Below are 26,573 nucleotides of genomic sequence, written 5' to 3'. Positions count from 1 at the left end.
GCAGGTCGGCCAGACCGGCAAGATCGTTGCGCCACAGCTGTACATCGCCGTCGGTATCTCCGGTGCGATCCAGCACCTGGCCGGCATGAAAGACTCCAAAGTGATCGTTGCGATCAACAAGGACGAAGAGGCGCCGATCTTCCAGGTGGCCGACTACGGCCTGGTTGCCGACCTGTTCGAAGCGGTTCCGGAGCTGGAAAAGCTGGTCTGATCCGCCTGCTTCACTTATAAAGAACCCGGCCCTCGCATTGAGGGTCGGGTTTTTTTATGGGTTGAGGAGTGAGGGATGACGTTGCGCGGAACGGGCAGGGTGCTGGCATGCATGGTGGCGTTGGTGACGCCATTGGCCATGGCAGCAGGCAAGTGCGAGCGCCTGGTGGCAACCGGCAGCCCTGATGCTCCGCCTTATTCGTGGCAGGACCCGAAAGACCCGAAACACCTGATCGGCGCCAACGTCGACCTGCTGCGCCAGGTGGCTGGCGAGCTGGGGGTGAAGGTGGAGGTGCTAAGTGCTGGCCGCCGCGACCAGGCCCTGGAGGAAGTGCGCAGCGGGCGTATGGACCTGCTGCTCGATACGCCGATGCAGGTGGAACAACTGACCGCGCTGGACTACATCCACCCACCCCTTCAACTCAACGAATACCTGGTGTGGACACGCCACGATGCCACGTTGACCTTCGATGGCCCGGCGGACCTGGCCCAGTACCAGGGCAGCTTGTCCGAACGCGCGCGCCTGACCCCGGCCTTTACCGCGTTTGCCAAGGCCCAGCTGAAGCTGGTGCCAGCGCAGAACCTGACCCAGGCGTTCCAGAAACTGGTGCTTGGCCAGGTGGACTATGTGCTTGCTGGCCGCTATTCGGGCATGGCCATGGCCCAGAGCCTGGGCATGAACAATGACCTGATCGCCCGCGGCCTGCCGGTGGACCGGCCAGGCCTGTACCTGGCCCTGTCGCACAACTCGGCATGCAATGACAGCTGGTTGCGTGGGCAATTGGCAAAAAAACTGACAGAATTGCCGATCTCCGGTGCGTCCGAGGCGGTCCTGCAACGTAATGTCGAGCGCTGGAAAGCGCAGTTGCAGGTGCCGGCGGACGCCCCCAAACACTAGGAAGATTGCGTGAGAACCCAACCACTAATCCTTGCCTTGGCCGTGCTCGGCCTGGCTGGCTGCGCCAATGATCCGGCCCCTGACGAGCAGATGCGCATTTCCGAACAGGCACTGGAGCAGGCCAGGGCCGTAGGTGCCACCGAGCAGGTCGAAACGCTGCAGATGGCTGAAGGCAAGCTGGCCCGGGCCAAGGCCAACATGCTGACCCAGGACTACCGTGATGCGCGCATGCGCGCCGAGCAGGCCGAGCTTGATGCCCGCCTGGCCGAGGCCCAGGTGCTGAACCAGAAAAGCGAAGAGCAACTGCAACTGCTGCAGTCGCGGGTCAAGCGCTTGCGCAAGCAACTGGAGGTGCAGCCATGATGCGCCGTACACCATTGGCCGCGCTGGCGTTGCTGGCGCTGGCAGCAGGCTTGCAAGGTTGTGCCAGCCAGCGCAGCTCTGCTGCGCTGGATGAAGCCAGTGCCACCTTCGCCAAGGTCAAGGATGATTCCGATGTGCTGCGCAGTGCGCCACGTGACGTGATCCGCGCAGGTGAGTCGCTGGCCCGTGCCGAGCGCCTGTCCAGCTATATCGGCACCGGTTCCGATGTGCGTCATTACGCTTACCTTAGCCAGCGCTACAGTGAAATTGCCAGTGAGCATGCCAAGCTGGCGCTGAACCAGGAGCGCCAGGCCAAGCTTGACCTCGAGCGTCAGCGCCTGCAGTTGGCGTTGCGCGAGGCCAAGTTGGCCAGCGTGCAGCAGCAGGGCAAGTGGGTCGAGTCGCAGATCGCTGCGCTGGCTTCGGAGCAGACTGATCGTGGCCTGGTGATGACGCTGGGTGACGTGCTGTTTGATACTGGCCGTGCCGAGCTGAAGAATTCGGCCAGCCGTACCGTGCTCAAGCTGGTGCAGTTCCTTCAGCTCAACCCGCGGCGGGTAGTGCGTATCGAAGGTTATACCGACAGCACTGGCGCGGCCGAAGACAACCTGAAACTGTCCCGCGACCGGGCGCAGGCCGTGGCCGACATGCTGGTGGACCTTGGCATCGACGAAAAGCGCCTGCAGGTCGAGGGCTATGGCGACCAGTACCCGATCGAGGCCAACGCCTCTGAGCGGGGCAGGGCGCAGAACCGCCGCGTGGAGATCGTGTTCTCCGACGACAAGGGCAGGCTCGCGCCTGCGCGCTGATCGCTGGCGTGCGGAGGACGGCACCGGCTTTGCCGGTGTTCGCGGCTAAAGTCGCTCCCACAGGGTAGTGTCAAGCCCAGGACATGTGCAGAACCTGTATGAGCGGCCTTGTGCCGCGAAACGGCCGCAATGCGGCCCCGCTTTTTGTCGGCTTAGTCGTTTCGATAGCTATCACGCTATTGTATTGTCGACTATGTTGCATTCTGTCCCAGTACACTTTGCAACTGTTACGGTATCCTCTACCGTCACTGAGCCGTACAAGAACAACGAGCCGCCGCCATGACCAACCTGCTGCTGTACCAGCGTATCGCCCAGCAACTGGCCGATGACATCCGTCGTGGTGTCTACCAGCCAGGCGAGCGGGTACCCTCCGTGCGCAAGATGAGTGCCCAGCTCAATGTCAGCCATGCCACGGTGCTGCAGGCCTATGCCAACCTCGAAGACCAAGGGTTGATCCGCGCGCGGCCACAATCTGGCTACTACGTGCACCAGACGCCGGCCCTGACCGCGCAAACACCGGACATTGCCCGGGTGGAGCGCCCGGGCCTGGTCACCCGTGCCAGCATCATCCAGCAAGTGCTGACCGAGGCCCGCCGTGATGGCGTGTTCCCGTTCGGCGCCGCGGTGCCGCATGTCGACTACCTGCCAGTACGTGCCCTGCATCAGCAAATTGCCAAGGTCACCCGCTTTCACAGCCCGCGCGCCTTCAGCTACATGTTCAGCCCCGGTTTCGAGCCGCTGCGCCGGCAGATCGCCATTCGCATGCGCGATGCCGGCGTGCTGGTCGACCCGCGTGAAGTGATCGTGACCCATGGCTGTGTCGATGCCCTGCAAATGTCCCTGCGTGTGTTGACCCGCCCGGGCGATCTGATCGCTGCCGAGTCGCCGACCTATTACGGGTTGCTGCAACTGGCCGATTTGCTGGGCCTGAAAGTGATCGAGATCCCCAGCGATCCATCCACGGGTATCAGCCTTGAAGCCTTGCAGCTGGCGGCTAACCAGTGGTCGATCAAGGCCCTGGTACTTACGGCGCGCCTGAGCAATCCGCTGGGTGGCACGGTCCCTGAGGAGCGGCAAAAGCAGTTGCTGCGTCTGGCGTCAGACTTCGATATTCAGATTATCGAGGACGACATCTATGGCGAGTTGATGTTCGAGCAAGGCAAGACCAAAGCGCTGAAGGCATTCGACCGCCTGGACCGGGTGATCTACTGTTCAAGCTTCTCCAAAACCCTGTCCCCTGGTGTGCGCGTTGGCTGGATGATCGCCGGGCGCTATCAGGACGAAATTCAGCGCCTGCAGACCTTCACCACCCATTCGGCCTGTAGCGTGACGCAGATGGGGGTGGCGGCCTACCTGGAAAATGGCGGTTACGACCGGCACCTGCGCTACATCCGCCAGGAGTATCGCAAGAACCTCAGTGCCTACCAGTTGGCGGTGCAGCAGCACTTCCCCGAGGGTACCCAGATGACCCGGCCCACGGGCGGTTTCATCCTCTGGATCAGCCTGCCCGGGCGGGTCAATACCCAGGAGCTGCATGTGCGGGCGCTGGAGCAAGGCATCAGTATCGCGCCGGGGTTAATATTCAGTAACACAGAACAGTTCAACCACTGCATCCGCCTTAATTGTGGCATCCCGTGGAACAAAGAGGCCGAGCGGGCAGTGATTACGCTGGGTTTGCTGGCTCATCAGTTGTGCAGGGAGCCTGCGCTCACACTTTTGTAAGGCTTGCCAGCCGCCCGTGGAACATGGAGCATACGCACCTTTCTTGCCAGTCTGTCCATTTGCCATGAAAGCTTTGCGCCGTTTTGCCTTGATCTTGTGCCTAGCACCGCTCTGCTACCTGGGCAGTCCAGCCTTGGCTGCGCAGCCGGCAAGCCAGGTGCAGGCAGCCCAGGGCAAAAATGTGCAAAAAAAGGCGCCAGCCAAGCCTGCGCAGAAGCAGGTGGTGAAGAAGGCTGGCAACAGCAAGGCCAAGGCGCACAAGTCGGTCAGCAAAGCGGTCGCCAAACCATTGCCCAAGGCAAAGCTGGACCTCAGCCTGCCTGTCGATATGGTCGACAACCTGGAGCCGAATGTGGGTACCCCGTCGCCCATCCAGCGGCGCAAACCTTTGCTGCCGCCCATGTTTACCGAAAAGCCGGCAACCAGCGACAGCCCGTTCCAGCTCAATGGCCGCTTGATCAATAACGAAATGCAGCTGCAGTTGCGTAATGACAGCCGTCATGACGTGGAAGGGGCAGCCATCGATTTCGAGTATCGCCAGTAGCCGGGAACTGACTGCCGGGTCACGGCAAATTTCATCGTGCCAGTAATTTCAAACGCCTGTTTGAGCGGTTACTATCCAGGGACGTTCGTCCCGTTTTGTTCCAGGGAGTCCTGATTTTGGTGAATAACCATGAATTGCCGTGAGGGCTGTGGTGCCTGCTGCATCGCCCCGTCCATCACTTCTGCGATGCCGCGCATGCCCAATGGCAAGCCGGCTGGCGAGCGCTGCCTGCACCTGACGGCTGCCAACCTCTGCGACCTGTTCGGCAAGCCCGAGCGGCCGGCGGTATGTGGCGGCTTCAAGGCAGATGTCGAGGTGTGCGGCAGTGACCGTGACGAGGCAATCAGGATTCTTGGCTGGTGGGAGCAGATCACGGCGGCGTGACAGGCTGGATCTTCGACAACAAGGATAAACATGATGAGATCGTTCAAGCGTATTGCACTGCTGTGTGGCGTGGGTGTTCTGCTGTCGCCTGCGGCCTGGGCCGAAAACTGGCAGGTGGCCAAGGACGAGGAGGGGATCAAGATATCCCTCAGCGAAGTGGCTGGTTCCAAGTACAAGGCCTATCAGGGCGTCACCGTGATCAAAGCACCGCTGGCCAAGGTGCAGGCGTTGCAGGAAGACGCGGTCGGGGCCTGTGCATGGATTCATGAGTGCAAGTCGCAGAAGCTGCTCAAGCATGAGGGTGACCAGAGCTGGACCTACACCCAGTTCAATACGCCATGGCCGGTAACGCCGCGTGATTCGATCTTGCGTGTGACGACTGTCAAGGGGGCGGACGGCAGCCTGGTGCGGAATCTGAAGGAAGAGCCGACCTATCTACCGGAAGAGAAGGGCTTTGTGCGCGTAGCCAAGGTTGAGGGCTTCTGGAAGCTGGTGCCCAAGGGCGACAGCACGGAAGTGACCTACCAGGTGCACACCGAGCCGGGTGGTAACGTGCCGGCGATGGTGGCCAACAAGTTCGTGGTGGATGCGCCGTTCAATACCCTGAAAGGGCTGCGCGAGCGGGCTGAGAAAAACTGAGGTTTAACGCGGGGCTCCCGCAAGGGTCGAGCTGCGGCCATCAGGACCTGGAATAAAAAAGGCTGCCAAAGGGCAGCCTTTTTGCGTTCGGCTAAAAAGCTTACTTGCGGTCTTTCAGTGCAGTGATGTCGCGTTTTTGCTCGCCGGTGTACAGCTGGCGCGGACGGCCGATCTTGTACGGGCTGGAGAGCATTTCTTTCCAGTGCGAGATCCAGCCCACGGTACGTGCCAGGGCGAAGATCACGGTGAACATGCTGGTCGGAATGCCGATTGCCTTGAGGATGATCCCCGAGTAGAAGTCGACGTTCGGGTACAGCGAGCGCTCGATGAAGTACGGATCGGTCAGGGCGATCTCTTCGAGGCGCATGGCCAGTTCCAGCTGCGGGTCGTTCTTGATGCCCAGCTCGCGCAGGACTTCGTCGCAGGTCTGCTTCATCACGGTGGCGCGCGGGTCGCGGTTCTTGTACACGCGGTGACCGAAGCCCATCAGCTTGAACGGGTCGTTCTTGTCCTTGGCCTTGGCGATGAACGTGTCGATGTTCGAGACATCGCCGATTTCATCGAGCATGGTCAGGACGGCTTCGTTCGCACCGCCGTGGGCCGGGCCCCAGAGTGCGGCGATGCCGGCGGCAATACAGGCGAACGGGTTGGCACCCGACGAGCCGGCCAGGCGGACGGTGGAAGTGGAGGCGTTCTGCTCGTGGTCGGCGTGGAGGATGAAGATCCGGTCCATTGCCTTGGCCAGCACCGGGCTGATCGGTTTGATCTCGCACGGGGTGTTGAACATCATGTGCAGGAAGTTTTCCGCGTACGACAGGTCGTTGCGCGGGTACATCATCGGCTGGCCCATGGAGTACTTGTAAACCATCGCGGCCAGGGTCGGCATCTTGGCGACCAGGCGCACCGCGGAGATTTCGCGGTGTTGCGGGTTATTGATATCCAGGGAGTCGTGATAGAACGCCGACAGGGCGCCGACCACGCCGCACATCACCGCCATTGGGTGAGCGTCGCGGCGGAAGCCGTTGAAGAAGGACTTCAGCTGCTCGTGAACCATGGTGTGGTTCTTGACGGTGCTGACGAACTGGGCCTTCTGCTCGGCATTCGGCAGTTCGCCGTTGAGCAGCAGGTAGCAGGTTTCGAGGTAGTCGGATTGCTCGGCGAGTTGCTCGATCGGGTAGCCGCGGTGCAGCAGGATACCTTTGTCGCCGTCAATGTAGGTGATCTTCGACTCGCACGAGGCAGTCGCCATGAAACCAGGGTCGAAGGTGAAGTGACCAGTGGCCCCCAACCCGCGGACGTCGATTACATCAGGACCAACGGTGCCGGTTAAAATGGGCAGCTCGACGGGGGCAGCGCCCTCGATGACCAACTGCGCTTTTTTGTCAGCCATGTGGCCTCCTATTAATGCTAGAAATCATCAGACAGACCCCCCACGCAGGGCCCGCACCACTATAGAGGGATAAATTCAGATGTCAATTTGCCTAAAGGCTTGTTGAAACAGGCATTCAAGCCTGATTTTTCCCGAAATTCTCGCCCATTTACGCCTTTTGTTCGTTAAAGGCAATGCGCTATTTGGGCTACCCCGTCACGTTGTCATAAGCAGCCTAACTGTCTATACTCGGCACCCGACCGCCAGGGGCTTGCAAGCCCGAACTGCTGGGGGTCGCCGTTCCCTGGGTGGTGGGTACCTGACCAGTACACTTACCAACAACTTTGCCCTGATTCGCTAGGGGCTCTTCAGTGTGAAAAAAGCCGTGAAAAGCCAACGACCTGTAAACCTAGACCTAAGGACCATCAAGCTCCCTGTCACTGCGTACACGTCCATCCTGCACCGTATCTCCGGCGTCATCCTGTTCATCGGCCTTGCCATCATGCTTTATGCACTGGGCAAATCGCTGGGTTCCGAGGAAGGCTTCGGTGAGGTGAAGGCGTGTCTGACCAGCCCGCTGGCCAAATTCGTGACCTGGGGCCTGCTGTCCGCCCTGCTTTATCACCTCGTGGCAGGTGTTCGTCACCTGATCATGGACATGGGCATCGGTGAGACGCTGGAAGGCGGCAAGCTGGGCTCGAAAATCGTGATCGTCATCTCCGTGGTGCTGATCGTTCTGGTGGGAGTTTGGGTATGGTAACCAATGTCACGAACCTGTCGCGTTCGGGCCTCTATGACTGGATGGCGCAGCGCGTTTCTGCGGTCGTTCTCGCGGCTTACTTCCTCTTCCTGATCGGCTACGTGATCGCCCACCCAGGCATCGACTACACCCAGTGGCATGGTCTGTTCTCCAACAACGCGATGCGGATCTTCAGTCTGCTGGCCCTCGTTGCCCTGGGCGCTCACGCCTGGGTCGGCATGTGGACCATTGCAACCGACTACCTGACGCCTATGTCGTTCGGCAAGTCGGCAACTGCGATTCGTTTCCTGTTCCAGGCGGTATGCGGCGTTGCGATGTTCGCTTACTTCGTCTGGGGTGTGCAGATTCTCTGGGGTATCTGATCCATGGCTAGCATTCCAACCATTTCCTTCGACGCCATCATCATCGGTGGCGGCGGCGCCGGCATGCGCGCAGCGCTGCAACTGGCTCAAGGCGGCCACAAGACTGCCGTAGTCACCAAGGTCTTCCCGACCCGTTCGCACACCGTATCCGCCCAGGGCGGCATCACCTGCGCCATCGCTTCGGCCGACCCGAACGACGACTGGCGCTGGCACATGTACGATACCGTCAAGGGTTCCGACTACATCGGTGACCAGGACGCTATCGAATACATGTGTCAGGAAGGCCCGGCTGCGGTCTTCGAGCTGGACCACATGGGCCTGCCGTTCTCGCGTACCGAAACCGGCCGCATCTACCAGCGTCCGTTCGGTGGCCAGTCCAAGGACTTCGGTAAAGGTGGCCAGGCCGCCCGTACCTGTGCCGCTTCCGACCGTACCGGTCACGCGCTGCTGCACACCCTGTACCAGGGCAACCTCAAAGCCGGTACCACCTTCCTCAACGAGTACTACGCCGTTGATCTGGTGAAGAACCAGGAAGGCGCCTTTGTCGGTGTGATCGCGATCTGCATCGAAACCGGCGAAACCATGTACATCAAGTCCAAGGCCACCGTTCTGGCCACTGGCGGTGCGGGCCGTATCTACTCCTCCACCACCAACGCCCTGATCAATACCGGTGACGGTATCGGCATGGCCCTGCGTGCCGGTGTACCGGTGCAGGACATCGAGATGTGGCAGTTCCACCCAACCGGCATCGCCGGCGCCGGTGTACTGGTCACCGAGGGTTGCCGCGGTGAAGGTGGTTACCTGATCAACGCCCACGGCGAGCGCTTCATGGAGCGTTACGCGCCGAACGCGAAAGACCTGGCCGGTCGCGACGTGGTTGCCCGTTCCATGGTCAAGGAAATCATCGCCGGCAACGGCGTGGGCCCGAACAAGGACCACGTACTGCTGAAGCTAGACCACCTGGGCGAGGAAGTGCTGCACAGCCGCCTGCCAGGTATCTGCGAACTGTCCAAGACCTTCGCCCACGTCGACCCGGTCGTCGCGCCGGTGCCGGTCGTTCCGACCTGCCACTACATGATGGGCGGCGTTGCCACCAACATTCATGGCCAGGCCATCACCATGGACGAAGAAGGCAAGGATCACATCATCCCTGGCCTGTTCGCCGTAGGTGAAGTGGCGTGCGTATCGGTTCACGGTGCCAACCGCCTGGGCGGCAACTCGCTGCTCGACCTGGTGGTATTCGGCCGTGCTGCCGGCCTGCACCTGGAGAAGGCGCTGAGCGACGGCATCGAGCATCTCGACGCCAGCGACACCGACATCGAAGTTGCCCTGAACCGCCTGAACAAGCTCAACGAGCGCTCCACTGGCGAAGACGTTGCCAGCCTCAAGCGCGAACTGCAGAGCTGCATGCAGAACTACTTCGGTGTATTCCGTACTGGCGAATACATGCAGAAGGGTATCGAGCAGCTGGCCGGCCTGCGTGACCGCATCGCCAACGTCAAGATCAACGACAAGTCCCAGGCCTTCAACACCGCGCGTATCGAAGCGCTGGAGCTGCAGAACCTGCTGGAAGTCGCCGAAGCTACCGCCATCGCGGCCGAAGCCCGTAAAGAGTCCCGCGGCGCTCACGCCCGTGAAGACTTCGAAGACCGTGACGACGAAAACTGGCTGTGCCACACCCTGTACTACCCGGGTGAGAAGCGCGTTGCCAAGCGTGGCGTCAACTTTGCGCCGAAGACCGTTCCGGCCTTCGAGCCAAAAATCCGGACTTACTAAGGGTGGCTGCTATGTTGAAAGTCGAAGTTTATCGTTACAACCCCGACACCGACTCGGCGCCCAAGATGGAGTCGTTCGACGTCGATACCGGCGGCAAGGACCTGATGGTTCTCGATGTATTGGCGCTGATCAAGGAAAAGGACGAGGGTTTCTCGTACCGTCGCTCCTGCCGTGAAGGCGTGTGCGGTTCCGATGGCATGAACATGAACGGCAAGAACGGCCTGGCCTGCATCACCCCGCTGTCGGGCGTGGTCAAGGGCAACAAGCTGGTTCTGCGCCCGCTGCCGGGCCTGCCGGTCATTCGTGACCTGGTCGTCGACATGAGCATCTTCTACAAGCAGTACGAGAAGGTGAAACCATTCCTGCAGAACGACACGCCGGCCCCGGCCATCGAGCGTCTGCAGTCGCCTGAAGAACGTGACAAGCTGGACGGCCTGTACGAGTGCATCCTGTGCGCTTGCTGCTCGACTTCCTGCCCGTCGTTCTGGTGGAACCCGGACAAGTTCCTGGGCCCCGCCGCACTGCTGCAGGCCTACCGCTTCCTGGCCGACAGCCGTGACACCAAGACTCAGGAGCGCCTGGCGTCCCTGGATGACCCGTTCAGCGTATTCCGCTGCCGCGGGATCATGAACTGCGTAAACGTTTGCCCGAAAGGTCTGAACCCGACCAAGGCAATCGGTCACGTACGTAACATGCTGCTGCAAAGCGGCACCTGATACAAAGTGTTGTAACTGCAGTAAGCCGAGGTGCGGGCGCTGAGCCCGCACTGAGGTAAAACCCGAACAAGGGCCCACAAAGCCCGCGTTCATACCTATGAAGATATGAGACCAGCAGGGGCTTTCCGGGCTGGTACCCGGAAAATCAGCAGGATCCAAGTGGCGTGGTTCAGTCGCTTTATTCGGACTTTTCCAGGTTTGCTGTGGCTCTCGCCGATCAGTCCCCTAATCGAGGGTGACCAAGCATGCAAGAAAGCGTGATGCAGCGCATGTGGGATAGCGCCCACCTTTCAGGTGGTAACGCTGCATATGTGGAAGAGCTCTACGAGCTCTACCTGCACGACCCTAACGCTGTGCCAGAAGAGTGGCGCACTTACTTCCAGAAGTTGCCAGCCGACGGCAGCACCGCTACTGATGTATCGCACTCGACAATCCGCGACCATTTCGTACTGCTGGCAAAGAACCAGCGCCGCGCCCAACCGGTATCCGCCGGGAGCGTGAGCAGTGAACACGAGAAGAAGCAGGTTGAAGTTCTGCGACTGATCCAGGCCTATCGTATGCGCGGCCATCAGGCTGCCAAGCTTGACCCGTTGGGGTTGTGGCAGCGTCCAGCGCCCGTAGACCTGTCGATCAATCACTACGGCTTGACCAATGCCGATCTTGATACGACCTTCCGTGCCGGCGACCTGTTCATCGGCAAAGAGGAGGCGAGCCTACGCGACATCTTCGATGCACTCCAGAAGACATATTGTCGCACCATTGGCGCCGAATTCACCCACATCGTCGATTCCGAGCAGCGCAGCTGGTTCCAGCAGCGTCTGGAAAGCGTGCGCGGTCGTCCGGAGTTTTCCGCTGACGTGCAGGCTCACCTGCTCGAGCGCGTGACCGCCGGTGAGGGCCTGGAAAAGTACCTGGGCACCAAGTACCCGGGCACCAAGCGCTTCGGCCTTGAAGGCGGCGAGAGCCTGATCCCGATGCTGGATGAAATGATCCAGCGTTCCGGTTCTTACGGCACCAAGGAAGTCGTGATCGGCATGGCCCACCGTGGTCGCCTGAACGTACTGGTGAACACCTTCGGCAAGAACCCGCGCGAGCTGTTCGACGAGTTCGAAGGCAAGAAGATGAACGAGCTGGGCTCCGGTGACGTGAAGTATCACCAGGGCTTCTCCTCGAACGTGATGACCACCGGTGGCGAAGTTCACCTGGCCATGGCGTTCAACCCGTCCCACCTGGAAATCGTCTCGCCAGTGGTTGAAGGTTCGGTGCGCGCCCGTCAGGACCGTCGCAACGACACCGTCGGCGACAAGGTACTGCCGATCTCGATCCACGGCGACGCAGCATTCGCCGGCCAGGGCGTGGTCATGGAAACCTTCCAGATGTCACAGACCCGCGGTTTCAAGACCGGCGGTACCGTGCACATCGTGATCAACAACCAGGTTGGTTTCACCATCAGCAACCCGCTGGACGCGCGCTCCACCGAGTACGCCACCGACGTTGCCAAGATGATCCAGGCGCCGATCCTGCACGTGAACGGCGATGACCCGGAAGCAGTGCTGTTCGTCACCCAGCTGGCCATCGATTACCGCATGCAGTTCAAGCGTGACGTGGTCATCGACCTGGTCTGCTACCGTCGTCGCGGCCACAACGAGGCTGACGAACCGAACGGCACCCAGCCGCTGATGTACCAGCAGATCAGCAAGCAGCGCACTACCCGTGAGCTGTATGCCGAGGCGCTGATCCAGGCCGGTCGTATCGACGCCGAGCGCGCTCAGGCCAAGATCGACGAGTACCGCAACGCGCTGGACAATGGCCTGCACGTTGTGAAAAGCCTGGTCAAGGAACCGAACCGCGAGCTGTTCGTCGACTGGCGTCCGTACCTGGGCCACGCCTGGACTGCGCGTCACGACACCCGCTTCGACCTCAAGACCCTGCAAGACCTGTCGGCCAAGCTGCTGGAATTGCCAGAAGGCTTCGTCGTTCAGCGTCAGGTCTCGAAGATCTACGAAGATCGCCAGAAGATGCAGGCCGGTGGCTTGCCGATCAACTGGGGTTATGCAGAGACCATGGCCTACGCCACCCTGCAGTTCGAAGGTCACCCGATCCGCATGACCGGCCAGGACATCGGCCGCGGCACCTTCTCGCACCGTCACGCGGTGTTGCACAACCAGAAGGACGCCAGCACCTACATTCCGCTGCAGAACCTGTTCCCGGGCCAGCCGCGCTTCGACCTGTACGACTCCTTCCTGTCGGAAGAAGCGGTGCTGGCCTTCGAATACGGCTATTCCACCACCACGCCGAACGCGCTGGTGATCTGGGAAGCCCAGTTCGGCGACTTCGCCAACGGTGCGCAAGTGGTGATCGACCAGTTCATCACCAGCGGTGAGCACAAGTGGGGCCGCCTGTGCGGTCTGACCATGCTGCTGCCACACGGTTACGAAGGGCAGGGCCCGGAGCACTCCTCCGCGCGTCTGGAGCGTTACCTGCAGCTGTGCGCCGAGCACAACATCCAGGTCTGCGTACCGACCACTCCGGCACAGATCTACCACCTGCTGCGTCGCCAGGTCATCCGCCCGCTGCGCAAGCCGCTGGTAGTCCTGACGCCGAAGTCGCTGCTGCGCCACAAGCTGGCCATCTCGACCCTGGAAGAACTGGCGGAAGGCTCGTTCCAGACCGTGATCCCGGAAATCGACGCAATCGATCCGGCCAAGGTCGAGCGCCTGGTGCTGTGCAGCGGCAAGGTTTACTACGACCTGCTGGAAAAACGCCGTGCCGAAGGCCGCGAAGACATCGCCATCCTGCGTCTCGAGCAGCTGTACCCGTTCCCGGAAGACGACCTGGTCGAAATCCTGGCGCAATACAGCAACCTCAAGCACGCCGTCTGGTGCCAGGAAGAGCCGATGAACCAGGGCGCCTGGTACAGCAGCCAGCACCACATGCGCCGTATCCTGGGCCGCCACAACAAGGCACTGGTCCTGGAATACGCCGGTCGCGACGCGTCTGCCGCACCAGCCTGTGGTTACGCTTCGAAGCACGCCGAACAGCAGGAAAAACTGCTGCAAGACGCCTTCACTGTCTAACGCCTTCGCGCACCTGAAACCGAATTTAAGGAAACACAGATAATGGCTATCGAGATCAAAGCCCCAACCTTCCCGGAATCGGTTGCCGATGGCACCGTTGCCACCTGGCACAAGAAGCCGGGCGACGCCGTCAAGCGTGACGAGCTGATCGTCGACATCGAGACCGACAAGGTTGTCCTGGAAGTACTGGCTACCGCCGATGGCGTGCTGGGCGACATCGTCAAGGGCGAGGGCGACACCGTCCTGTCCGACGAACTGCTGGGTTCGATCGTTGAAGGCGGTGCTGCCGCTGCTCCAGCCGCCGCAGCCGCTCCTGCTGCTGCACCGGCTGCCGCTGCCGCCGATGCTGGCGAAGATGACCCGGTTGCTGCCCCGGCCGCCCGCAAGCTGGCTGAAGAAAACGGCATCGACCTGGCTACCGTTGCCGGTACCGGTAAAGGCGGTCGCGTCACCAAGGAAGACGTGGTTGCTGCTGTTGCCAACAAGAAGTCGGCACCTGCCGCTGCCCCGGCTGCCAAGCCTGCCGCTGCTGCTGCCCCGGTTGTCGTCGCTGCTGGCGACCGCACCGAGAAGCGCGTGCCGATGACCCGCCTGCGTGCCAAGATCGCCGAGCGTCTGGTCGAAGCCCAGTCCAACATGGCGATGCTGACCACCTTCAACGAAGTGGACATGACCGAAGTCATGGCCCTGCGTTCGAAGTACAAGGACCTGTTCGAGAAGACCCACAATGGCGTGCGCCTGGGCTTCATGTCGTTCTTCGTCAAGGCCGCTACCGAAGCCCTGAAACGCTTCCCGGCGGTCAACGCCTCGATCGACGGCAACGACATCGTCTACCACGGCTTCGCCGACGTCGGCGTTGCCGTGTCCAGCGACCGTGGCCTGGTGGTACCCGTACTGCGTAACGCCGAGTCGATGAGCCTGGCTGAAATCGAGAACGGCATCGCCACCTTCGGCAAGAAGGCCCGTGACGGCAAGCTGTCCATCGAAGAGATGACCGGTGGCACCTTCACCATCACCAACGGTGGTACCTTCGGTTCGATGATGTCGACCCCGATCGTCAACCCGCCGCAGGCCGCCATCCTCGGCATGCACAACATCATCCAGCGCCCGATGGCCATCAATGGCCAAGTCGTGATTCGCCCGATGATGTACTTGGCGCTGTCGTACGATCACCGCCTGATCGACGGCAAGGAAGCGGTAACCTTCCTGGTCACTATCAAGAACCTGCTGGAAGATCCGTCCCGCCTGCTGCTGGACATCTAACCCTCTGGCTGCGTACCGTGCCGGCCCTGGCTTCGCGAGAAGCCATGCCGCGCGGTTCGCGGCTTGTAGCTAGTTGCTGATAAGGAATCTTTTATGACCCAGAAATTCGACGTAGTGGTGATTGGTGCAGGTCCTGGCGGCTATGTAGCTGCCATCAAGGCTGCCCAACTTGGTCTGAAGACTGCCTGTATCGAGAAGTACACTGACGCCGAGGGCAAGCTGGCCCTGGGCGGCACCTGCCTGAACGTAGGTTGCATTCCTTCCAAGGCGCTGCTGGACAGCTCCTGGAAGTACAAGGAAGCCAAAGAGAGCTTCAACGTCCACGGTATCTCCACTGGTGAAGTGAAGATGGACGTCGCCGCGATGGTTGGCCGCAAGGCTGGCATCGTCAAGAACCTGACCGGTGGCGTTGCCACCCTGTTCAAGGCCAACGGCGTTACTTCGATCCAGGGCCACGGCAAGCTGCTGGCTGGCAAGAAAGTCGAAGTCACCAAGGCTGACGGTACTACCGAAGTCATCGAAGCCGACAACGTGATCCTGGCTTCCGGCTCGCGCCCGATCGACATTCCACCGGCTCCGGTCGACCAGAACGTCATCGTCGACTCCACCGGCGCCCTGGAATTCCAGACCGTACCGAAGCGCCTGGGCGTTATCGGTGCCGGCGTGATCGGCCTGGAGCTGGGCTCGGTATGGGCTCGCCTGGGTGCTGAAGTCACCGTCCTGGAAGCCCTGGACACCTTCCTGATGGCTGCCGACACTGCCGTGTCGAAAGAGGCCCAGAAGACCCTGACCAAGCAAGGCCTGGACATCAAGCTGGGCGCTCGGGTTACCGGCTCGAAAGTCAACGGCAACGAAGTCGAAGTGACCTACACCAACGCCGAAGGCGAGCAGAAGATCACCTTCGACAAGCTGATCGTTGCGGTCGGCCGTCGCCCTGTAACCACCGACCTGCTGGCTTCCGACAGCGGCGTGACCATCGACGAGCGTGGCTACATCTTCGTCGACGATCACTGCGCCACCAGCGTTCCGGGCGTGTTCGCCATCGGTGACGTGGTACGCGGCATGATGCTGGCCCACAAGGCCTCGGAAGAGGGCATCATGGTTGTCGAGCGCATCAAGGGCCACAAGGCCCAGATGAACTACGACCTGATCCCGTCGGTTATCTACACCCACCCGGAAATTGCATGGGTCGGCAAGACCGAACAGTCCTTGAAGGCCGAGGGTGTTGAGGTTAACGTAGGCACCTTCCCGTTCGCGGCCAGCGGCCGTGCGATGGCAGCCAACGACACCGGTGGTTTCGTCAAGGTCATCGCCGATGCCAAGACCGACCGCGTTCTGGGTGTACACGTGATTGGCCCATCGGCTGCCGAACTGGTGCAGCAGGGTGCAATCGCAATGGAATTCGGCACCAGTGCCGAGGATCTGGGCATGATGGTCTTCAGCCATCCAACCCTGTCCGAAGCGTTGCATGAAGCAGCGCTGGCGGTGAATGGCGGCGCCATTCACGTGGCCAACCGTAAGAAGCGTTAATTATAAGAAACCACGGCGGGCAGCCCGTCGTGAGTCTTGCGTGCATGACTCACCGCGGAACGTCCGCCGGACCGGATCACACGGGAAAACCCGGGGTCAACGGTCACAGGTGGTGCGGCGCCAGTAATGGCGCAGCGCCGAAGCGCAGTACCTAACGAAGACGGTAAAAAGCATGAATCTTCACGAGTATCAGGGTAAGCAGCTGTTCGCTGAATACGGCCTGCCAGTTTCCAAGGGTTTCGCAGTCGATACCCCTGAAGCTGCAGCAGAAGCTTGCGACAAGATCGGCGGTTCCGAGTGGGTTGTAAAAGCCCAGGTTCACGCAGGTGGTCGCGGTAAAGCGGGCGGCGTCAAGCTGGTTCGCAGCAAGGAAGACGCCAAGGCGTTCGCTGCGCAATGGTTGGGCAAGCGCCTGGTAACCTACCAGACCGACGCCAACGGTCAGCCAGTGACCAAGATCCTGGTCGAATCCTGCACTGACATCGCCAAAGAGCTGTACCTGGGCGCTGTAGTCGATCGCTCGAGCCGCCGTATCGTGTTCATGGCCTCCACCGAAGGTGGCGTGGACATCGAGAAAGTCGCTCACGAAACTCCTGAGAAGATCATCAAGGCTACTATCGATCCACTGGTCGGCGCTCAGCCGTTCCAGGGTCGTGAACTGGCATTCCAGCTGGGTCTGGAAGGCAAGCAAGTTGCACAGTTCGCCAAGATTTTCGTAGGCCTGGCCAAGCTGTTCAAAGAACATGACCTGGCCCTGCTGGAAGTCAACCCGCTGGTCATCAAGGCCGACGGCGACCTGCACTGCCTGGATGCGAAGATCAACATCGACGCAAACGCCATGTACCGTCAGCCTAAGCTGAAAACCTTCCACGACCCGTCGCAGGACGATCCTCGTGAAGCCCACGCTGCCAGCTTCGAGCTGAACTACGTGGCCCTGGAAGGCAACATCGGCTGCATGGTCAACGGTGCCGGCCTGGCCATGGGTACCATGGACATCGTCAACCTGCATGGCGGCAAGCCAGCCAACTTCCTCGACGTTGGCGGCGGTGCTACCAAAGAGCGCGTTACCGAAGCCTTCAAGATCATTCTGTCCGACAGCAATGTCGCGGCCGTTCTGGTCAACATCTTCGGCGGCATCGTTCGTTGCGACATGATTGCCGAAGGCATCATCGGTGCAGTGAAAGAAGTCGGCGTTAAGGTTCCGGTTGTGGTTCGCCTCGAAGGCAACAACGCCGAACTGGGCGCTAAAGTACTGGCAGAAAGCGGTTTGAACATCATTGCGGCAACCAGCCTGACCGACGCTGCTCAACAAGTTGTCAAAGCTGCGGAGGGCAAGTAATGAGCGTCCTGATCAATAAAGACACCAAAGTCATCTGCCAGGGCTTCACCGGCTCGCAGGGTACTTTCCACTCCGAACAAGCCATCGCCTACGGCACCAAGATGGTCGGCGGCGTAACCCCAGGCAAGGGTGGCACCACCCACCTGGGCCTGCCGGTGTTCAACACCGTCAAGGAAGCCGTGGAAGCTACCGGCGCTGACGCTTCGGTCATCTACGTACCGGCTCCGTTCTGCAAAGACTCGATCCTGGAAGCTGCCTTCGGCGGCATCAAGCTGATCGTCTGCATCACCGAAGGCATTCCTACCCTGGACATGCTGGATGCCAAGGTCAAGTGCGACGAGCTGGGCGTGACCCTGATCGGCCCTAACTGCCCAGGTGTCATCACCCCGGGCGAGTGCAAGATCGGTATCATGCCAGGCCACATCCACCTGCCAGGCAAGGTCGGTATCGTTTCGCGCTCCGGCACCCTGACCTACGAAGCTGTGAAGCAGACCACCGACGCCGGCTTCGGCCAGTCGACCTGCGTCGGCATCGGCGGTGACCCGATCCCGGGCTCCAACTTCATCGACATCCTGAAGCTGTTCCAGGAAGACCCGAAGACCGAAGCGATCGTGATGATCGGTGAGATCGGCGGTTCGGCTGAAGAAGAAGCCGCGGCCTACATCAAGGCCCACGTGACCAAGCCAGTCGTTTCCTACATCGCTGGTGTTACCGCACCTGCGGGCAAGCGCATGGGCCACGCTGGCGCCATCATTTCCGGCGGCAAGGGTACTGCGGACGAGAAGTTCGCCGCCCTGCAGGACGCTGGTGTGAAGACCGTGCGTTCGCTGGCTGACATCGGCAAGGCCCTGGCCGAGCTGACTGGCTGGGAAGCCAAGAAGTAATACTGCTACACCCCCCACGCGCACAGAGGCCACCTTCGGGTGGCCTTTGTCGTTGTTGCGCCGGGTATTTTATCGACATGGAACATTCGATAGTTCCTATCAGGTTTTTCCACCAGACATTCACGCTAATTGGCAATAAATTATCGCTTGGCACAGATATCCAGACGACAAACATGTACGCACATCGGACAAGCAGCACTGTAACAGTGCGTTTGTCGGGTAAAACGGTTAATCTACGCGCCACTCTGTGCCCGCTCCCCAAAAGGGAACGACACGCTAAACGGGTCTGGCCTATCAAGCCGGGCAGCATTTCCCTCACCCCTGGGGAAATCCCTTCTCGAATCCCGATTTCAGCAGTGTGGTACTACCTTAAATGAAAGTTCTCAAAGGCCAGGATATCCTGGCGCTTGGCTTTATGACGTTTGCGCTTTTCGTTGGCGCGGGCAATATCATCTTCCCGCCTATCGTCGGTCTGCAGTCCGGCCCGCACGTCTGGATGGCAGCACTAGGCTTCCTGGTGACCGCCGTGGGTCTGCCGGTCATCACCGTGGTCGCCCTGGCCAAGGTCGGTGGCGGCATGGATGCCCTGAGCAGCCCGATCGGCAAATTCTTCGGCGGCCTGCTGGCGGCTGTGTGCTACCTGTCGGTCGGCCCGCTGTTCGCCACCCCGCGTACGGCGACCGTGTCGTTCGAAGTAGGTGTTGCACCGCTGACCGGTGAAAGCCCGTTGGCGCTGTTCATCTACAGCCTGGTGTACTTCGCCGTGGTGCTGGCCGTGTCCATGTACCCGGGCAAGCTGCTCGACACCGTCGGCCGCTTCCTGGCACCGTTGAAGATCATCGCCTTGGCCGTGCTGGGCATCGCTGCCTTCGCGCTGCCGGCCGGGACCATTGGTGAAGCACAGCCGGCCTATGCCGCCGCCGCGTTCTCCAAGGGCTTCTCCGATGGCTACCTGACCATGGATACCCTGGGTGCCCTGGTGTTCGGTATCGTGATCGTCAACGCCATCCGCTCGCGCGGTGTCACGTCGCCGAAGCTGATCACCCGCTACGCCATCATCGCCGGCCTGATCGCCGGTGTCGGCCTGGCCCTGGTGTACATCAGCCTGTTCCGCTTGGGTGCCGGCAGCCACGATATCGCGGCTGACGCTACCAACGGTGCGGCGGTACTGCATGCCTACGTGCAGCACACCTTCGGCTCGCTGGGCAGCGGCTTCCTCGCCGTACTCATCGCCCTGGCTTGCCTGGTGACTGCGGTTGGCCTGACCTGCGCCTGTGCCGAGTACTTCAGCCAGATCTTGCCGCTGTCGTACCGTGCGCTGGTAGTGATCCTGGCAGGCTCCTCGCTGCTGATCTCCAACCTGGGCCTGACCAAGCTGATCATGTTCTCGATCCCGGTACTCACCGCCATCTACCCACCCTGCATCGTGGTGGTCGGCCTGAGCTTCGTGAAAGACCTGTGGAACTCGCCGACCCGCATCCTGGCACCGGTGATGCTGGTGTCGCTGTTGTTCGGCATGGTCGACGCAATCAAGGGCAGCAGCATTGCCCACGTGCTGCCGGACTTCATGGCGCACTTGCCGCTGAGCGACCAGGGCCTTGCTTGGTTGGTGCCTTCGGTGGTGACCCTGGTTGGTGCCGTGGCCTGCGACCGCATGCTTGGCAAGCCGCGCGAGGCGCTGGCCTGACCTGAAAAGTTGAAGCCTGAGGGCGGCACCGGCCACAAGCCGAAGGGTGCTCGCCAAGGGCCAAGACTCGAAAGCCCCGTATCCGAAAGGATGCGGGGCTTTTTTTGGGCAACCCTTTTGCCTTGCGTTCTTACAGCTGACTGCGCCAGCGATGCAGATTTCGCTGTGCAGCTGTGTCTTTTGCCGCTTGCCAGCGTCGAAACCTGATCCCTATCCTCTAGGCATCTGGCCCTTTCGGGAACCCTGCATGAACTTCATCCAAACCAACCTCAACAACCTGCTGGCTATCGCCTGGTTTGCCCTGTGCTGGGGTGGCTATACCCGCTATGCCATCTGGAAGGGCCGCGACACCGCGTGCCTTGCCAGCGTGTTGCACCTGTACCGTGAGGACTGGATGCGCCGCATGCTGCTGCGCGACAACCGTATCGCCGATGCCAGCGTGATCGGCAACCTCGAACGCAACGCGTCGTTCTTTGCCTCCAGCACGCTGATCATCCTCGCCGGCATCCTTACCGTGCTCGGTGCCTCCGACCGGGCGCTGTCGCTGCTGGCCGACTTGCCGCTGGTGCAGCAGACCTCCCAGGGCATGTCGGAGATCAAGCTGCTATGCCTGGCCACGGTCTTCGTCTACGCGTTTTTCACGTTCAGCTGGTGCATGCGCCAATACAACTTTGCAGCGGTGCTGGTGGGTTCGGCGCCCATGATCGGGGAGCGGCTGGTCAACGAACTGGAGCGCAAGGCATTCGCCTCGCGGGCGGCGCGGGTATTGTCGCTTGCCGCCAACCAGTTCAACCTGGGCCTGCGTTCGTATTACTTCGGCATGGCCATGTTGAGCTGGTTCATCAGCCCGTGGTTATTCATGGCCATGAGCGTGGGGGTAGTGTTGATTCTCTACCGGCGCGAGTTCCATTCGGATGTGCTGGATGTGATGGTGTTCACGCCCACGGAAAGTGTGCCGGGTGAACCGGCCCGGGAAAGTACGGCCACGGGTAACTGAAACGTTTAACCTGTAAACTGAAGATATAAAAAAACCCGACAGTGTCGGGTTTTTTTGTTTTAGCCAATTACTGCTTGGCAGGTTCTGCTGGAGCAGTTCCTGGCGCAGGGGCAGCCGGCGCGGCTTCTTCGGCAGCCTTCTGCTCGGCTTCAGCCTGATCTTTGGCGGCTTCAGCGTTTTCCTTGGCGGCTTCGTTCATTTTATCCTGAGCTTCGCCCGCTTTTTCCTGGGCTTGCTCGGCGTGTTGCTGTGCGTCCTGGGCTTTGTCCTCGCTCGCTTTATCGCAAGCGGCCAGGCCCATGGCAGCGGCCAGCATCAGAGCAAAAGCAAAAGGTTTACGCATGGGTGTGTTTCTCCTTGGTGGAATAAGTGACTTGTTCCTTCGAGTCTAACTACGCGGAATAAGTTCCACGAAGATTACAGATATATAACGCCCCGTTCTATATGGACTTTTTAACATTTTTATGCCGCTGCGGCAGTGCGGGTGGAAACAGCGAATGAGCGATTCAACCTTGATGGCCATGGCCGAGCGTTTTCTCTCGGCCCTTAAACATTGCCAGTTGCTGAACATGCGTGTGGGCCAGGCGGATGCCAATGGCATGACCTTGGTATTGCCCTGGTCGCCGGCCATTGTCGGCAACCCGCAAACGGGCGCGGTACATGGCGGGGCGTTGACCACGCTGATGGATACCACCTGCGGCATGGCCACCCTGTGCGTGCTGCCGCGCTTCGAGGTGTGCCCGACACTGGATCTGCGCATCGACTACATGCACCCGGCCGAAGCCGGCAAGGACATCTATGGCCACGCCCAGTGCTACCGGGTTACCCGCGACGTGATCTTCACCCGTGGCACCGCCTACCAGGACGACCCCGACCAGCCGATCTGCCAAGTGGTGGGGACCTTCATGCGCCTGGGCCAGGAGATCAAGGGCGGTATCCGGTTCGGCAATAACCTGAAGGAGGGAGGCGCATGATTCCGTACGCGGTTCGCCAGCAACTCAACGCCGCCCACGCGGTCGGTGATTACCGGCCATTGCTGGCACTGATTCCCTACGCAGGGCTGATTGGCATCGAATGCGAGCGCCAGGGCGATGACCTTCTGTTCCGCCTCCCAGCAAACCCCGACAACATCGGTAATCCGTTGCTGCCCGCCATCCATGGTGGCGTGATTGCGGGTTTCATGGAGCTGTCCGCTGCGCTGTACCTGCTGATCTACAGCGAAAGCGCGAGTATCCCGAAGGTGATCGATTTTTCCATCGACTACCTGCGCGCCGGGCATTTTCGCGATACCTACGCCCAATGCCAGCTGTGGCGCCAGGGCCGCCGGGTGACCAATGTGGCCGTCACCGCCTGGCAGGGCGACAGGCAGGCGCCAATTGCCACTGCCCGTGCGCATTTCAAGATCGAGCCGGAAAAGCCCTTGAAATCATCCGGGCAGCCCCCATCTGAATGACATCCGCCATTAACGCAGGCCGAGCCGGCCGCCAGGCGCCACTGCAATCAGATCGGAGTTTCGAAGACCATGACTGTGGAAACACAAAAGGAAACGCTGGGCTTCCAGACCGAGGTGAAGCAACTGCTGCACCTCATGATTCATTCGCTGTACTCGAACAAGGAAATCTTCCTGCGGGAACTGATTTCCAACGCCTCCGACGCCGTGGACAAACTGCGTTTCGAAGCCCTGGCCAAGCCAGAGCTGCTTGAAGGTGGCGATGAGCTGAAAATTCGCCTGAGCTTCGACAAGGATGCCGGTACCGTTACCCTTGAGGACAACGGCATCGGCATGAGCCGCGAAGACGTCATCGCTCACCTTGGCACCATCGCCAAGTCCGGCACCGCCGACTTCATGAAGAACCTCACCGGTGACCAGAAGAAGGACTCGCACCTGATCGGTCAGTTCGGTGTGGGCTTCTACTCCGCGTTCATCGTGGCCGACAAGGTCGACGTGTACAGCCGTCGCGCCGGTCAGCCTGCTGCCGAAGGCGTGCACTGGTCGTCCAAAGGCGAGGGCGAGTTTGAAGTCGCCACCATCGACAAGCCACAGCGCGGTACCCGCATCGTCCTGCACCTGAAGCAGGAAGAGAAAGAGTTCGCCGATGGCTGGCGCCTGCGCAACGTGGTCAAGAAGTACTCCGACCACATCGCCCTGCCTATTCAGCTGCCGAAGGAGCAGGCTGCCGCCGAAGGCGAAGAGCAGCCAGCCGAAGAGTGGGAAACCGTCAACCGTGCCAGCGCCCTGTGGACCCGTCCGCGTACCGAGATCAAGGACGAGGAATACCAGGAGTTCTACAAGCACATTGGCCATGACTTCGAAAACCCGCTGGCTTGGAGCCACAACAAGGTCGAAGGCAAGCTCGAATACAACTCGCTGCTGTACGTGCCGGCCCGCGCACCGTTCGACCTGTACCAGCGCGAAGCGTCGCGCGGCCTGAAGCTGTACGTGCAGCGCGTGTTCATCATGGAACAGGCCGAATCGTTCCTGCCGCTGTACCTGCGCTTCATCAAAGGTGTGGTCGACTCCAACGACCTGTCGCTGAACGTGTCCCGCGAAATCCTGCAGAAAGACCCGATCATCGAGTCGATGAAGACCGCGCTGACCAAGCGCGTGCTGGACATGCTGGAGAAGCTCGCGAAGAACGAACCCGAGCAGTACAAGGGCTTCTGGAAAAACTTCGGCCAGGTGCTGAAGGAGGGCCCGGCCGAAGATTTCGCCAACAAGGAGAAGATCGCCGGCCTGCTGCGCTTCGCCTCCACCCACGACGACAGCGGCGAGCAGAGCGTTGCCCTGGCCGACTACCTGGCTCGCGCCAAGGAAGGCCAGGACAAGATCTACTACCTCACCGGCGAGTCGTACGCGCAGGTCAAGAACAGCCCGCACCTGGAAGTCTTCCGCAAGAAAGGCATCGAAGTGCTGCTGCTGACCGACCGTATCGACGAGTGGCTGATGAGCTACCTCAACGAGTTCGACGGCAAGGCTTTCGTCGATGTCGCCCGTGGCGACCTGGACCTGGGCAACCTGGATTCGGAAGAAGACAAGAAAGCCCAGGAAGAAGTCGCCAAGGACAAGGAAGGCCTGGTCGAGCGCCTGAAGGGCGCGCTGGGTGACAGCGTGGCCGACGTGCGCGTGTCGCACCGCCTGACCGACTCCCCGGCTATCCTGGCCATTGGCGAGCAGGACCTGGGCTTGCAGATGCGTCAGATTCTGGAAGCCAGCGGGCAGAAGGTACCGGAGTCCAAGCCGATCTTCGAGTTCAACCCAAGCCACCCGCTGATCGAGAAACTGGACAACGAGCAGAGCGAAGACCGCTTCGCCGAGCTGTCGCACATTCTGTTTGATCAGGCGGCCCTGGCGGCCGGTGACAGCTTGAAGGACCCGGCGGCCTACGTTCGTCGCCTGAACAAGCTGCTGGTAGAGCTGTCTGTTTAAGTTGATGTAAAGGAAAGCCCGCCTCGGCGGGCTTTTTTCATGGCGGGCTTTTTATCGAAAGTGCCTAAGGAGTGCTTGATGAGCAAGGTAATCGTCGAATCGCTGGTTTATCACCTGTCCGGCAAGGCTTACGAAAGCCGCCTGGTCTATGAGCCAGGGGCGCTGGGCCGCCCAGGCCTGGTGATGGCGCCGAACTGGATGGGCATTGGCGAAGGTGCCGAGCGCATCGCCAAGGAAGTGGCCGAGAAGGGTTATGTGGTGCTGATTGCCGACCTGTATGGCCAGTCGGTGCGCCCGTCCAATGCCGACGAGGCCGGTGCGGCGATGATGCCGCTGAAAAACGACCGTGGCGAGTTGCGCAAGCGTATGCAGGAAGCCCTGGCGCAACTGCTGGGGCAGTCGAAGGCGCTGCTGGAGCCTGGCAAGGTTGCCACGTTCGGCTTCTGCTTCGGTGGCTGTTGTGCACTGGAGCTTGCTCGTAGTGGTGCCGACCTGCGTGCGGCGGTGTCGTTCCATGGCACCCTGGACACCCCGAAGCCTGAAGATGGCAAGCACATCAAGGGCTCGGTGCTGGTGTTGCATGGTGCATCCGACCCGTTGGTGCCGAAAGAGCAGTTGCCAGCGTTCGAGGAGGAGATGAACGCGGCCAAGGTGGACTGGCAGTTGCTGAGCTATGGCGGGGCGGTGCACTCGTTTACCGACCCGAATGCCAATATGCCGGGCAAGATGCAGTATGACCGCCGCACCTCGGAACGGGCTTTCCGTGCGATGCACAACCTGCTGACAGAAGTGTTCCAGCGCTGATATAGCAGGGGGCGCCTTGCGCCCCATCGCCGGCAAGCCAGCTCCCACTGGTACAGCGCACGCCGCTCTTTGTGGGAGCTGGCTTGCCGGCGATGGGCTGCACAGCAGCCCCGAAATTACCGGGGCAACTCGATCCTTGAAGTTTCCCCCGGTACCACCGGCCAATCCCCCGCAGCCCACCGTGCCCTGGCTTGCTCGATCAGTTCCGGGTCGCTTGCCACGAAATTCCAGTTCATTCGCCGCGGCCCATCCAGTGGCTCCCCGCCAATCAGTACCAACTGACACTGTGCGTCCGCATACAGCGTCACGTCCTCGCCCTCCGGCAGCACCACCAGGCTGCAAGGCTCCACATCCTCATCGCCCAGCAGCAACTCGCCATCCAGCAGGTAAAGCGCCCGCTGCTCGTGTTCAGCCGGTATCAGCAGCGTTGTCGCCGGTTGCATCTGTACGTGCGCATAAAGGGTAGGGGAGAGCACCGGCACCGGTGACTCCAGGCAGAACCCGGTGCCAGCAATCATGCAGATGCGTACCCCCAGGTGGTCACTCACCGGCAGGCTCGCCGCCGGGTGGTGGCTGTAGCTCGCCGGGCCTTGTTCGTGCGCGCGCGGCGAAGCCAGCCACACTTGCAGGCCGTGCAGGCGCGAACCATGGGCCAGGGCATCTGCCGGCGTACGCTCGACATGGGCCACGCCGCTGCCAGCCGTCATCCAGCTGACATCGCCGGGGAGCACCCGCTGCTCTGAGCCGAGGCTGTCCTTGTGCAGGATCGCCCCCTCGAACAGGTAGGTCAGGGTCGACAGGCCGATGTGCGGGTGCTGGCGGATGTCCATGCCATGCCCCGGGGCATAGTCGGTTTCGAGCATATGGTCGAAGAACACGAACGGGCCGACGCTACGGCACTGTGCTGCCGGCAGCGGGCGCAGGATCGGCTGGCCCTCGACCGATTCGGCACGTGGGCGGATGATCAGGGGGCTGCTCATGGGGTGGGCTCCAGGCGCGGTGGAAATGCCTCA

General features: G+C 60.9%; 26 protein-coding genes. 23 read left to right on the top strand and 3 right to left on the bottom strand.

Annotated elements, in window-relative coordinates; translation table 11 throughout:
• The 8 genes from E8E78_RS26395 to E8E78_RS26360 form a co-directional block, all read left to right on the top strand.
• Nucleotides 1-211: FAD-binding protein (locus E8E78_RS26395; protein ID WP_048377694.1), on the top strand; the 211-nt coding region annotated here is incomplete at its 5' end.
• A 75-nt stretch (nt 212-286) separates the two neighbouring features.
• Nucleotides 287-1,108, top strand: coding sequence for a transporter substrate-binding domain-containing protein (locus E8E78_RS26390; RefSeq protein WP_016498685.1), 822 nt, complete (start codon nt 287-289; stop codon nt 1,106-1,108).
• 9 nt (nt 1,109-1,117) lie between these two features.
• On the top strand, nt 1,118-1,471 hold the full coding sequence (locus tag E8E78_RS26385; protein WP_280313711.1) for a DUF4398 domain-containing protein: 354 nt from the start codon (nt 1,118-1,120) through the stop codon (nt 1,469-1,471).
• Nucleotides 1,468-2,280: an OmpA family protein gene (locus tag E8E78_RS26380; RefSeq protein WP_016498687.1), complete on the top strand. Its 813-nt coding sequence runs from the start codon at nt 1,468-1,470 to the stop codon at nt 2,278-2,280. Before E8E78_RS26385 ends, E8E78_RS26380 begins: the two co-directional genes overlap by 4 nt.
• Nucleotides 2,281-2,559: 279 nt before the next feature.
• Nucleotides 2,560-4,002, top strand: a complete 1,443-nt coding sequence (locus E8E78_RS26375) for a PLP-dependent aminotransferase family protein (RefSeq protein WP_049275989.1) — start codon at nt 2,560-2,562, stop codon at nt 4,000-4,002.
• 64 nt (nt 4,003-4,066) lie between these two features.
• Entirely contained in the window at nt 4,067-4,546 is a 480-nt protein-coding gene (locus tag E8E78_RS26370; RefSeq protein WP_049275990.1) for a hypothetical protein, read from the top strand.
• Nucleotides 4,547-4,675: 129 nt separating this feature from the next.
• Nucleotides 4,676-4,930: a YkgJ family cysteine cluster protein gene (locus tag E8E78_RS26365; RefSeq protein ID WP_049275991.1), complete on the top strand. Its 255-nt coding sequence runs from the start codon at nt 4,676-4,678 to the stop codon at nt 4,928-4,930.
• Nucleotides 4,931-4,963: 33 nt separating this feature from the next.
• Nucleotides 4,964-5,569, top strand: a complete 606-nt coding sequence (locus E8E78_RS26360) for an START domain-containing protein (protein WP_049275992.1) — start codon at nt 4,964-4,966, stop codon at nt 5,567-5,569.
• Between the two features lie 100 nt (nt 5,570-5,669).
• On the opposite strand, the gene gltA is transcribed toward E8E78_RS26360, so the two are convergent.
• Complete coding sequence (gltA, locus tag E8E78_RS26355) at nt 5,670-6,959, bottom strand: citrate synthase (RefSeq protein ID WP_016488282.1); 1,290 nt, start codon at nt 6,957-6,959, stop codon at nt 5,670-5,672.
• Between the two features lie 352 nt (nt 6,960-7,311).
• Between gltA and sdhC the strand changes: the two genes are divergently transcribed.
• From sdhC to E8E78_RS26300, 11 genes are all read left to right on the top strand, one after another.
• Entirely contained in the window at nt 7,312-7,698 is a 387-nt protein-coding gene (sdhC, locus tag E8E78_RS26350; protein WP_008091902.1) for a succinate dehydrogenase, cytochrome b556 subunit, read from the top strand.
• Nucleotides 7,692-8,060, top strand: a complete 369-nt coding sequence (gene sdhD, locus E8E78_RS26345; protein WP_016498691.1) for a succinate dehydrogenase, hydrophobic membrane anchor protein — start codon at nt 7,692-7,694, stop codon at nt 8,058-8,060. The genes sdhC and sdhD overlap by 7 nt, the downstream gene beginning before the upstream one ends.
• A gap of 3 nt (nt 8,061-8,063) precedes the next feature.
• Nucleotides 8,064-9,836, top strand: a complete 1,773-nt coding sequence (gene sdhA, locus E8E78_RS26340) for a succinate dehydrogenase flavoprotein subunit (RefSeq protein ID WP_016498692.1) — start codon at nt 8,064-8,066, stop codon at nt 9,834-9,836.
• An 11-nt stretch (nt 9,837-9,847) separates the two neighbouring features.
• Nucleotides 9,848-10,552 carry a succinate dehydrogenase iron-sulfur subunit gene (locus E8E78_RS26335; RefSeq protein ID WP_008091906.1) on the top strand — a complete coding sequence of 235 codons (705 nt, stop codon included), beginning with the start codon at nt 9,848-9,850 and terminating at the stop codon, nt 10,550-10,552.
• 245 nt (nt 10,553-10,797) lie between these two features.
• Complete coding sequence (locus E8E78_RS26330) at nt 10,798-13,629, top strand: 2-oxoglutarate dehydrogenase E1 component (protein ID WP_016498693.1); 2,832 nt, start codon at nt 10,798-10,800, stop codon at nt 13,627-13,629.
• A 42-nt stretch (nt 13,630-13,671) separates the two neighbouring features.
• On the top strand, nt 13,672-14,892 hold the full coding sequence (gene odhB, locus E8E78_RS26325) for a 2-oxoglutarate dehydrogenase complex dihydrolipoyllysine-residue succinyltransferase (protein ID WP_059395944.1): 1,221 nt from the start codon (nt 13,672-13,674) through the stop codon (nt 14,890-14,892).
• Between the two features lie 93 nt (nt 14,893-14,985).
• Nucleotides 14,986-16,422, top strand: a complete 1,437-nt coding sequence (gene lpdA, locus E8E78_RS26320) for a dihydrolipoyl dehydrogenase (protein ID WP_019472037.1) — start codon at nt 14,986-14,988, stop codon at nt 16,420-16,422.
• Nucleotides 16,423-16,594: 172 nt separating this feature from the next.
• Nucleotides 16,595-17,761, top strand: a complete 1,167-nt coding sequence (sucC, locus tag E8E78_RS26315) for an ADP-forming succinate--CoA ligase subunit beta (RefSeq protein WP_008091914.1) — start codon at nt 16,595-16,597, stop codon at nt 17,759-17,761.
• Entirely contained in the window at nt 17,761-18,645 is an 885-nt protein-coding gene (gene sucD, locus E8E78_RS26310; RefSeq protein ID WP_003254203.1) for a succinate--CoA ligase subunit alpha, read from the top strand. Before sucC ends, sucD begins: the two co-directional genes overlap by 1 nt.
• Before the next feature lie 373 nt (nt 18,646-19,018).
• Nucleotides 19,019-20,332, top strand: coding sequence for a branched-chain amino acid transport system II carrier protein (brnQ, locus tag E8E78_RS26305; protein WP_016498696.1), 1,314 nt, complete (start codon nt 19,019-19,021; stop codon nt 20,330-20,332).
• 247 nt (nt 20,333-20,579) lie between these two features.
• Entirely contained in the window at nt 20,580-21,329 is a 750-nt protein-coding gene (locus E8E78_RS26300) for a DUF599 family protein (protein WP_049275999.1), read from the top strand.
• Nucleotides 21,330-21,396: 67 nt separating this feature from the next.
• On the opposite strand, the gene E8E78_RS26295 is transcribed toward E8E78_RS26300, so the two are convergent.
• Nucleotides 21,397-21,672 carry a hypothetical protein gene (locus E8E78_RS26295; protein WP_049276001.1) on the bottom strand — a complete coding sequence of 92 codons (276 nt, stop codon included), beginning with the start codon at nt 21,670-21,672 and terminating at the stop codon, nt 21,397-21,399.
• Between the two features lie 154 nt (nt 21,673-21,826).
• On the opposite strand from E8E78_RS26295, the gene E8E78_RS26290 reads away from it, so the two are divergent.
• The 4 genes from E8E78_RS26290 to E8E78_RS26275 all read left to right on the top strand — a co-directional run bounded on the left by E8E78_RS26290 (nt 21,827) and on the right by E8E78_RS26275 (nt 25,560).
• Nucleotides 21,827-22,303: a PaaI family thioesterase gene (locus tag E8E78_RS26290; RefSeq protein WP_059395945.1), complete on the top strand. Its 477-nt coding sequence runs from the start codon at nt 21,827-21,829 to the stop codon at nt 22,301-22,303.
• Nucleotides 22,300-22,782 carry a PaaI family thioesterase gene (locus E8E78_RS26285; protein ID WP_049276005.1) on the top strand — a complete coding sequence of 161 codons (483 nt, stop codon included), beginning with the start codon at nt 22,300-22,302 and terminating at the stop codon, nt 22,780-22,782. The genes E8E78_RS26290 and E8E78_RS26285 overlap by 4 nt, the downstream gene beginning before the upstream one ends.
• A 69-nt stretch (nt 22,783-22,851) precedes the next feature.
• On the top strand, nt 22,852-24,756 hold the full coding sequence (gene htpG, locus E8E78_RS26280; protein WP_016498701.1) for a molecular chaperone HtpG: 1,905 nt from the start codon (nt 22,852-22,854) through the stop codon (nt 24,754-24,756).
• Between the two features lie 78 nt (nt 24,757-24,834).
• Nucleotides 24,835-25,560, top strand: coding sequence for a dienelactone hydrolase family protein (locus tag E8E78_RS26275; RefSeq protein ID WP_059395946.1), 726 nt, complete (start codon nt 24,835-24,837; stop codon nt 25,558-25,560).
• A 116-nt stretch (nt 25,561-25,676) separates the two neighbouring features.
• Here E8E78_RS26275 and E8E78_RS26270 read toward each other — a convergent pair whose 3' ends face one another.
• Nucleotides 25,677-26,540 carry a pirin family protein gene (locus E8E78_RS26270; RefSeq protein WP_061203205.1) on the bottom strand — a complete coding sequence of 288 codons (864 nt, stop codon included), beginning with the start codon at nt 26,538-26,540 and terminating at the stop codon, nt 25,677-25,679.
• Nucleotides 26,541-26,573 lie beyond the last annotated feature (33 nt).

The sequence above is a fragment of the Pseudomonas sp. BN505 genome, assembly GCF_029873175.1.
GTDB lineage: Bacteria > Pseudomonadota > Gammaproteobacteria > Pseudomonadales > Pseudomonadaceae > Aquipseudomonas > Aquipseudomonas putida.
The sequence above is the reverse complement of the archived record's forward strand: the minus strand, read 5'-3'. Positions and strand labels throughout refer to the sequence as shown.

Bases quoted from the DNA above. Each gene is read 5' to 3' on its own strand.
- E8E78_RS26390 (WP_016498685.1), top strand. From the start codon at position 287: ATGACGTTGCGCGGAACGGGCAGGGTGCTGGCATGCATGGTGGCGTTG.
- E8E78_RS26380 (WP_016498687.1), top strand. From the start codon at position 1,468: ATGATGCGCCGTACACCATTGGCCGCGCTGGCGTTGCTGGCGCTGGCA.
- E8E78_RS26375 (WP_049275989.1), top strand. From the start codon at position 2,560: ATGACCAACCTGCTGCTGTACCAGCGTATCGCCCAGCAACTGGCCGAT.
- E8E78_RS26370 (WP_049275990.1), top strand. From the start codon at position 4,067: ATGAAAGCTTTGCGCCGTTTTGCCTTGATCTTGTGCCTAGCACCGCTC.
- E8E78_RS26365 (WP_049275991.1), top strand. From the start codon at position 4,676: ATGAATTGCCGTGAGGGCTGTGGTGCCTGCTGCATCGCCCCGTCCATC.
- E8E78_RS26360 (WP_049275992.1), top strand. From the start codon at position 4,964: ATGAGATCGTTCAAGCGTATTGCACTGCTGTGTGGCGTGGGTGTTCTG.
- gltA (WP_016488282.1), bottom strand. From the start codon at position 6,959: ATGGCTGACAAAAAAGCGCAGTTGGTCATCGAGGGCGCTGCCCCCGTC.
- sdhD (WP_016498691.1), top strand. From the start codon at position 7,692: ATGGTAACCAATGTCACGAACCTGTCGCGTTCGGGCCTCTATGACTGG.
- sdhA (WP_016498692.1), top strand. From the start codon at position 8,064: ATGGCTAGCATTCCAACCATTTCCTTCGACGCCATCATCATCGGTGGC.
- E8E78_RS26335 (WP_008091906.1), top strand. From the start codon at position 9,848: ATGTTGAAAGTCGAAGTTTATCGTTACAACCCCGACACCGACTCGGCG.
- E8E78_RS26330 (WP_016498693.1), top strand. From the start codon at position 10,798: ATGCAAGAAAGCGTGATGCAGCGCATGTGGGATAGCGCCCACCTTTCA.
- odhB (WP_059395944.1), top strand. From the start codon at position 13,672: ATGGCTATCGAGATCAAAGCCCCAACCTTCCCGGAATCGGTTGCCGAT.
- lpdA (WP_019472037.1), top strand. From the start codon at position 14,986: ATGACCCAGAAATTCGACGTAGTGGTGATTGGTGCAGGTCCTGGCGGC.
- sucC (WP_008091914.1), top strand. From the start codon at position 16,595: ATGAATCTTCACGAGTATCAGGGTAAGCAGCTGTTCGCTGAATACGGC.
- sucD (WP_003254203.1), top strand. From the start codon at position 17,761: ATGAGCGTCCTGATCAATAAAGACACCAAAGTCATCTGCCAGGGCTTC.
- brnQ (WP_016498696.1), top strand. From the start codon at position 19,019: ATGAAAGTTCTCAAAGGCCAGGATATCCTGGCGCTTGGCTTTATGACG.
- E8E78_RS26300 (WP_049275999.1), top strand. From the start codon at position 20,580: ATGAACTTCATCCAAACCAACCTCAACAACCTGCTGGCTATCGCCTGG.
- E8E78_RS26295 (WP_049276001.1), bottom strand. From the start codon at position 21,672: ATGCGTAAACCTTTTGCTTTTGCTCTGATGCTGGCCGCTGCCATGGGC.
- E8E78_RS26290 (WP_059395945.1), top strand. From the start codon at position 21,827: ATGAGCGATTCAACCTTGATGGCCATGGCCGAGCGTTTTCTCTCGGCC.
- E8E78_RS26285 (WP_049276005.1), top strand. From the start codon at position 22,300: ATGATTCCGTACGCGGTTCGCCAGCAACTCAACGCCGCCCACGCGGTC.
- htpG (WP_016498701.1), top strand. From the start codon at position 22,852: ATGACTGTGGAAACACAAAAGGAAACGCTGGGCTTCCAGACCGAGGTG.
- E8E78_RS26275 (WP_059395946.1), top strand. From the start codon at position 24,835: ATGAGCAAGGTAATCGTCGAATCGCTGGTTTATCACCTGTCCGGCAAG.
- E8E78_RS26270 (WP_061203205.1), bottom strand. From the start codon at position 26,540: ATGAGCAGCCCCCTGATCATCCGCCCACGTGCCGAATCGGTCGAGGGC.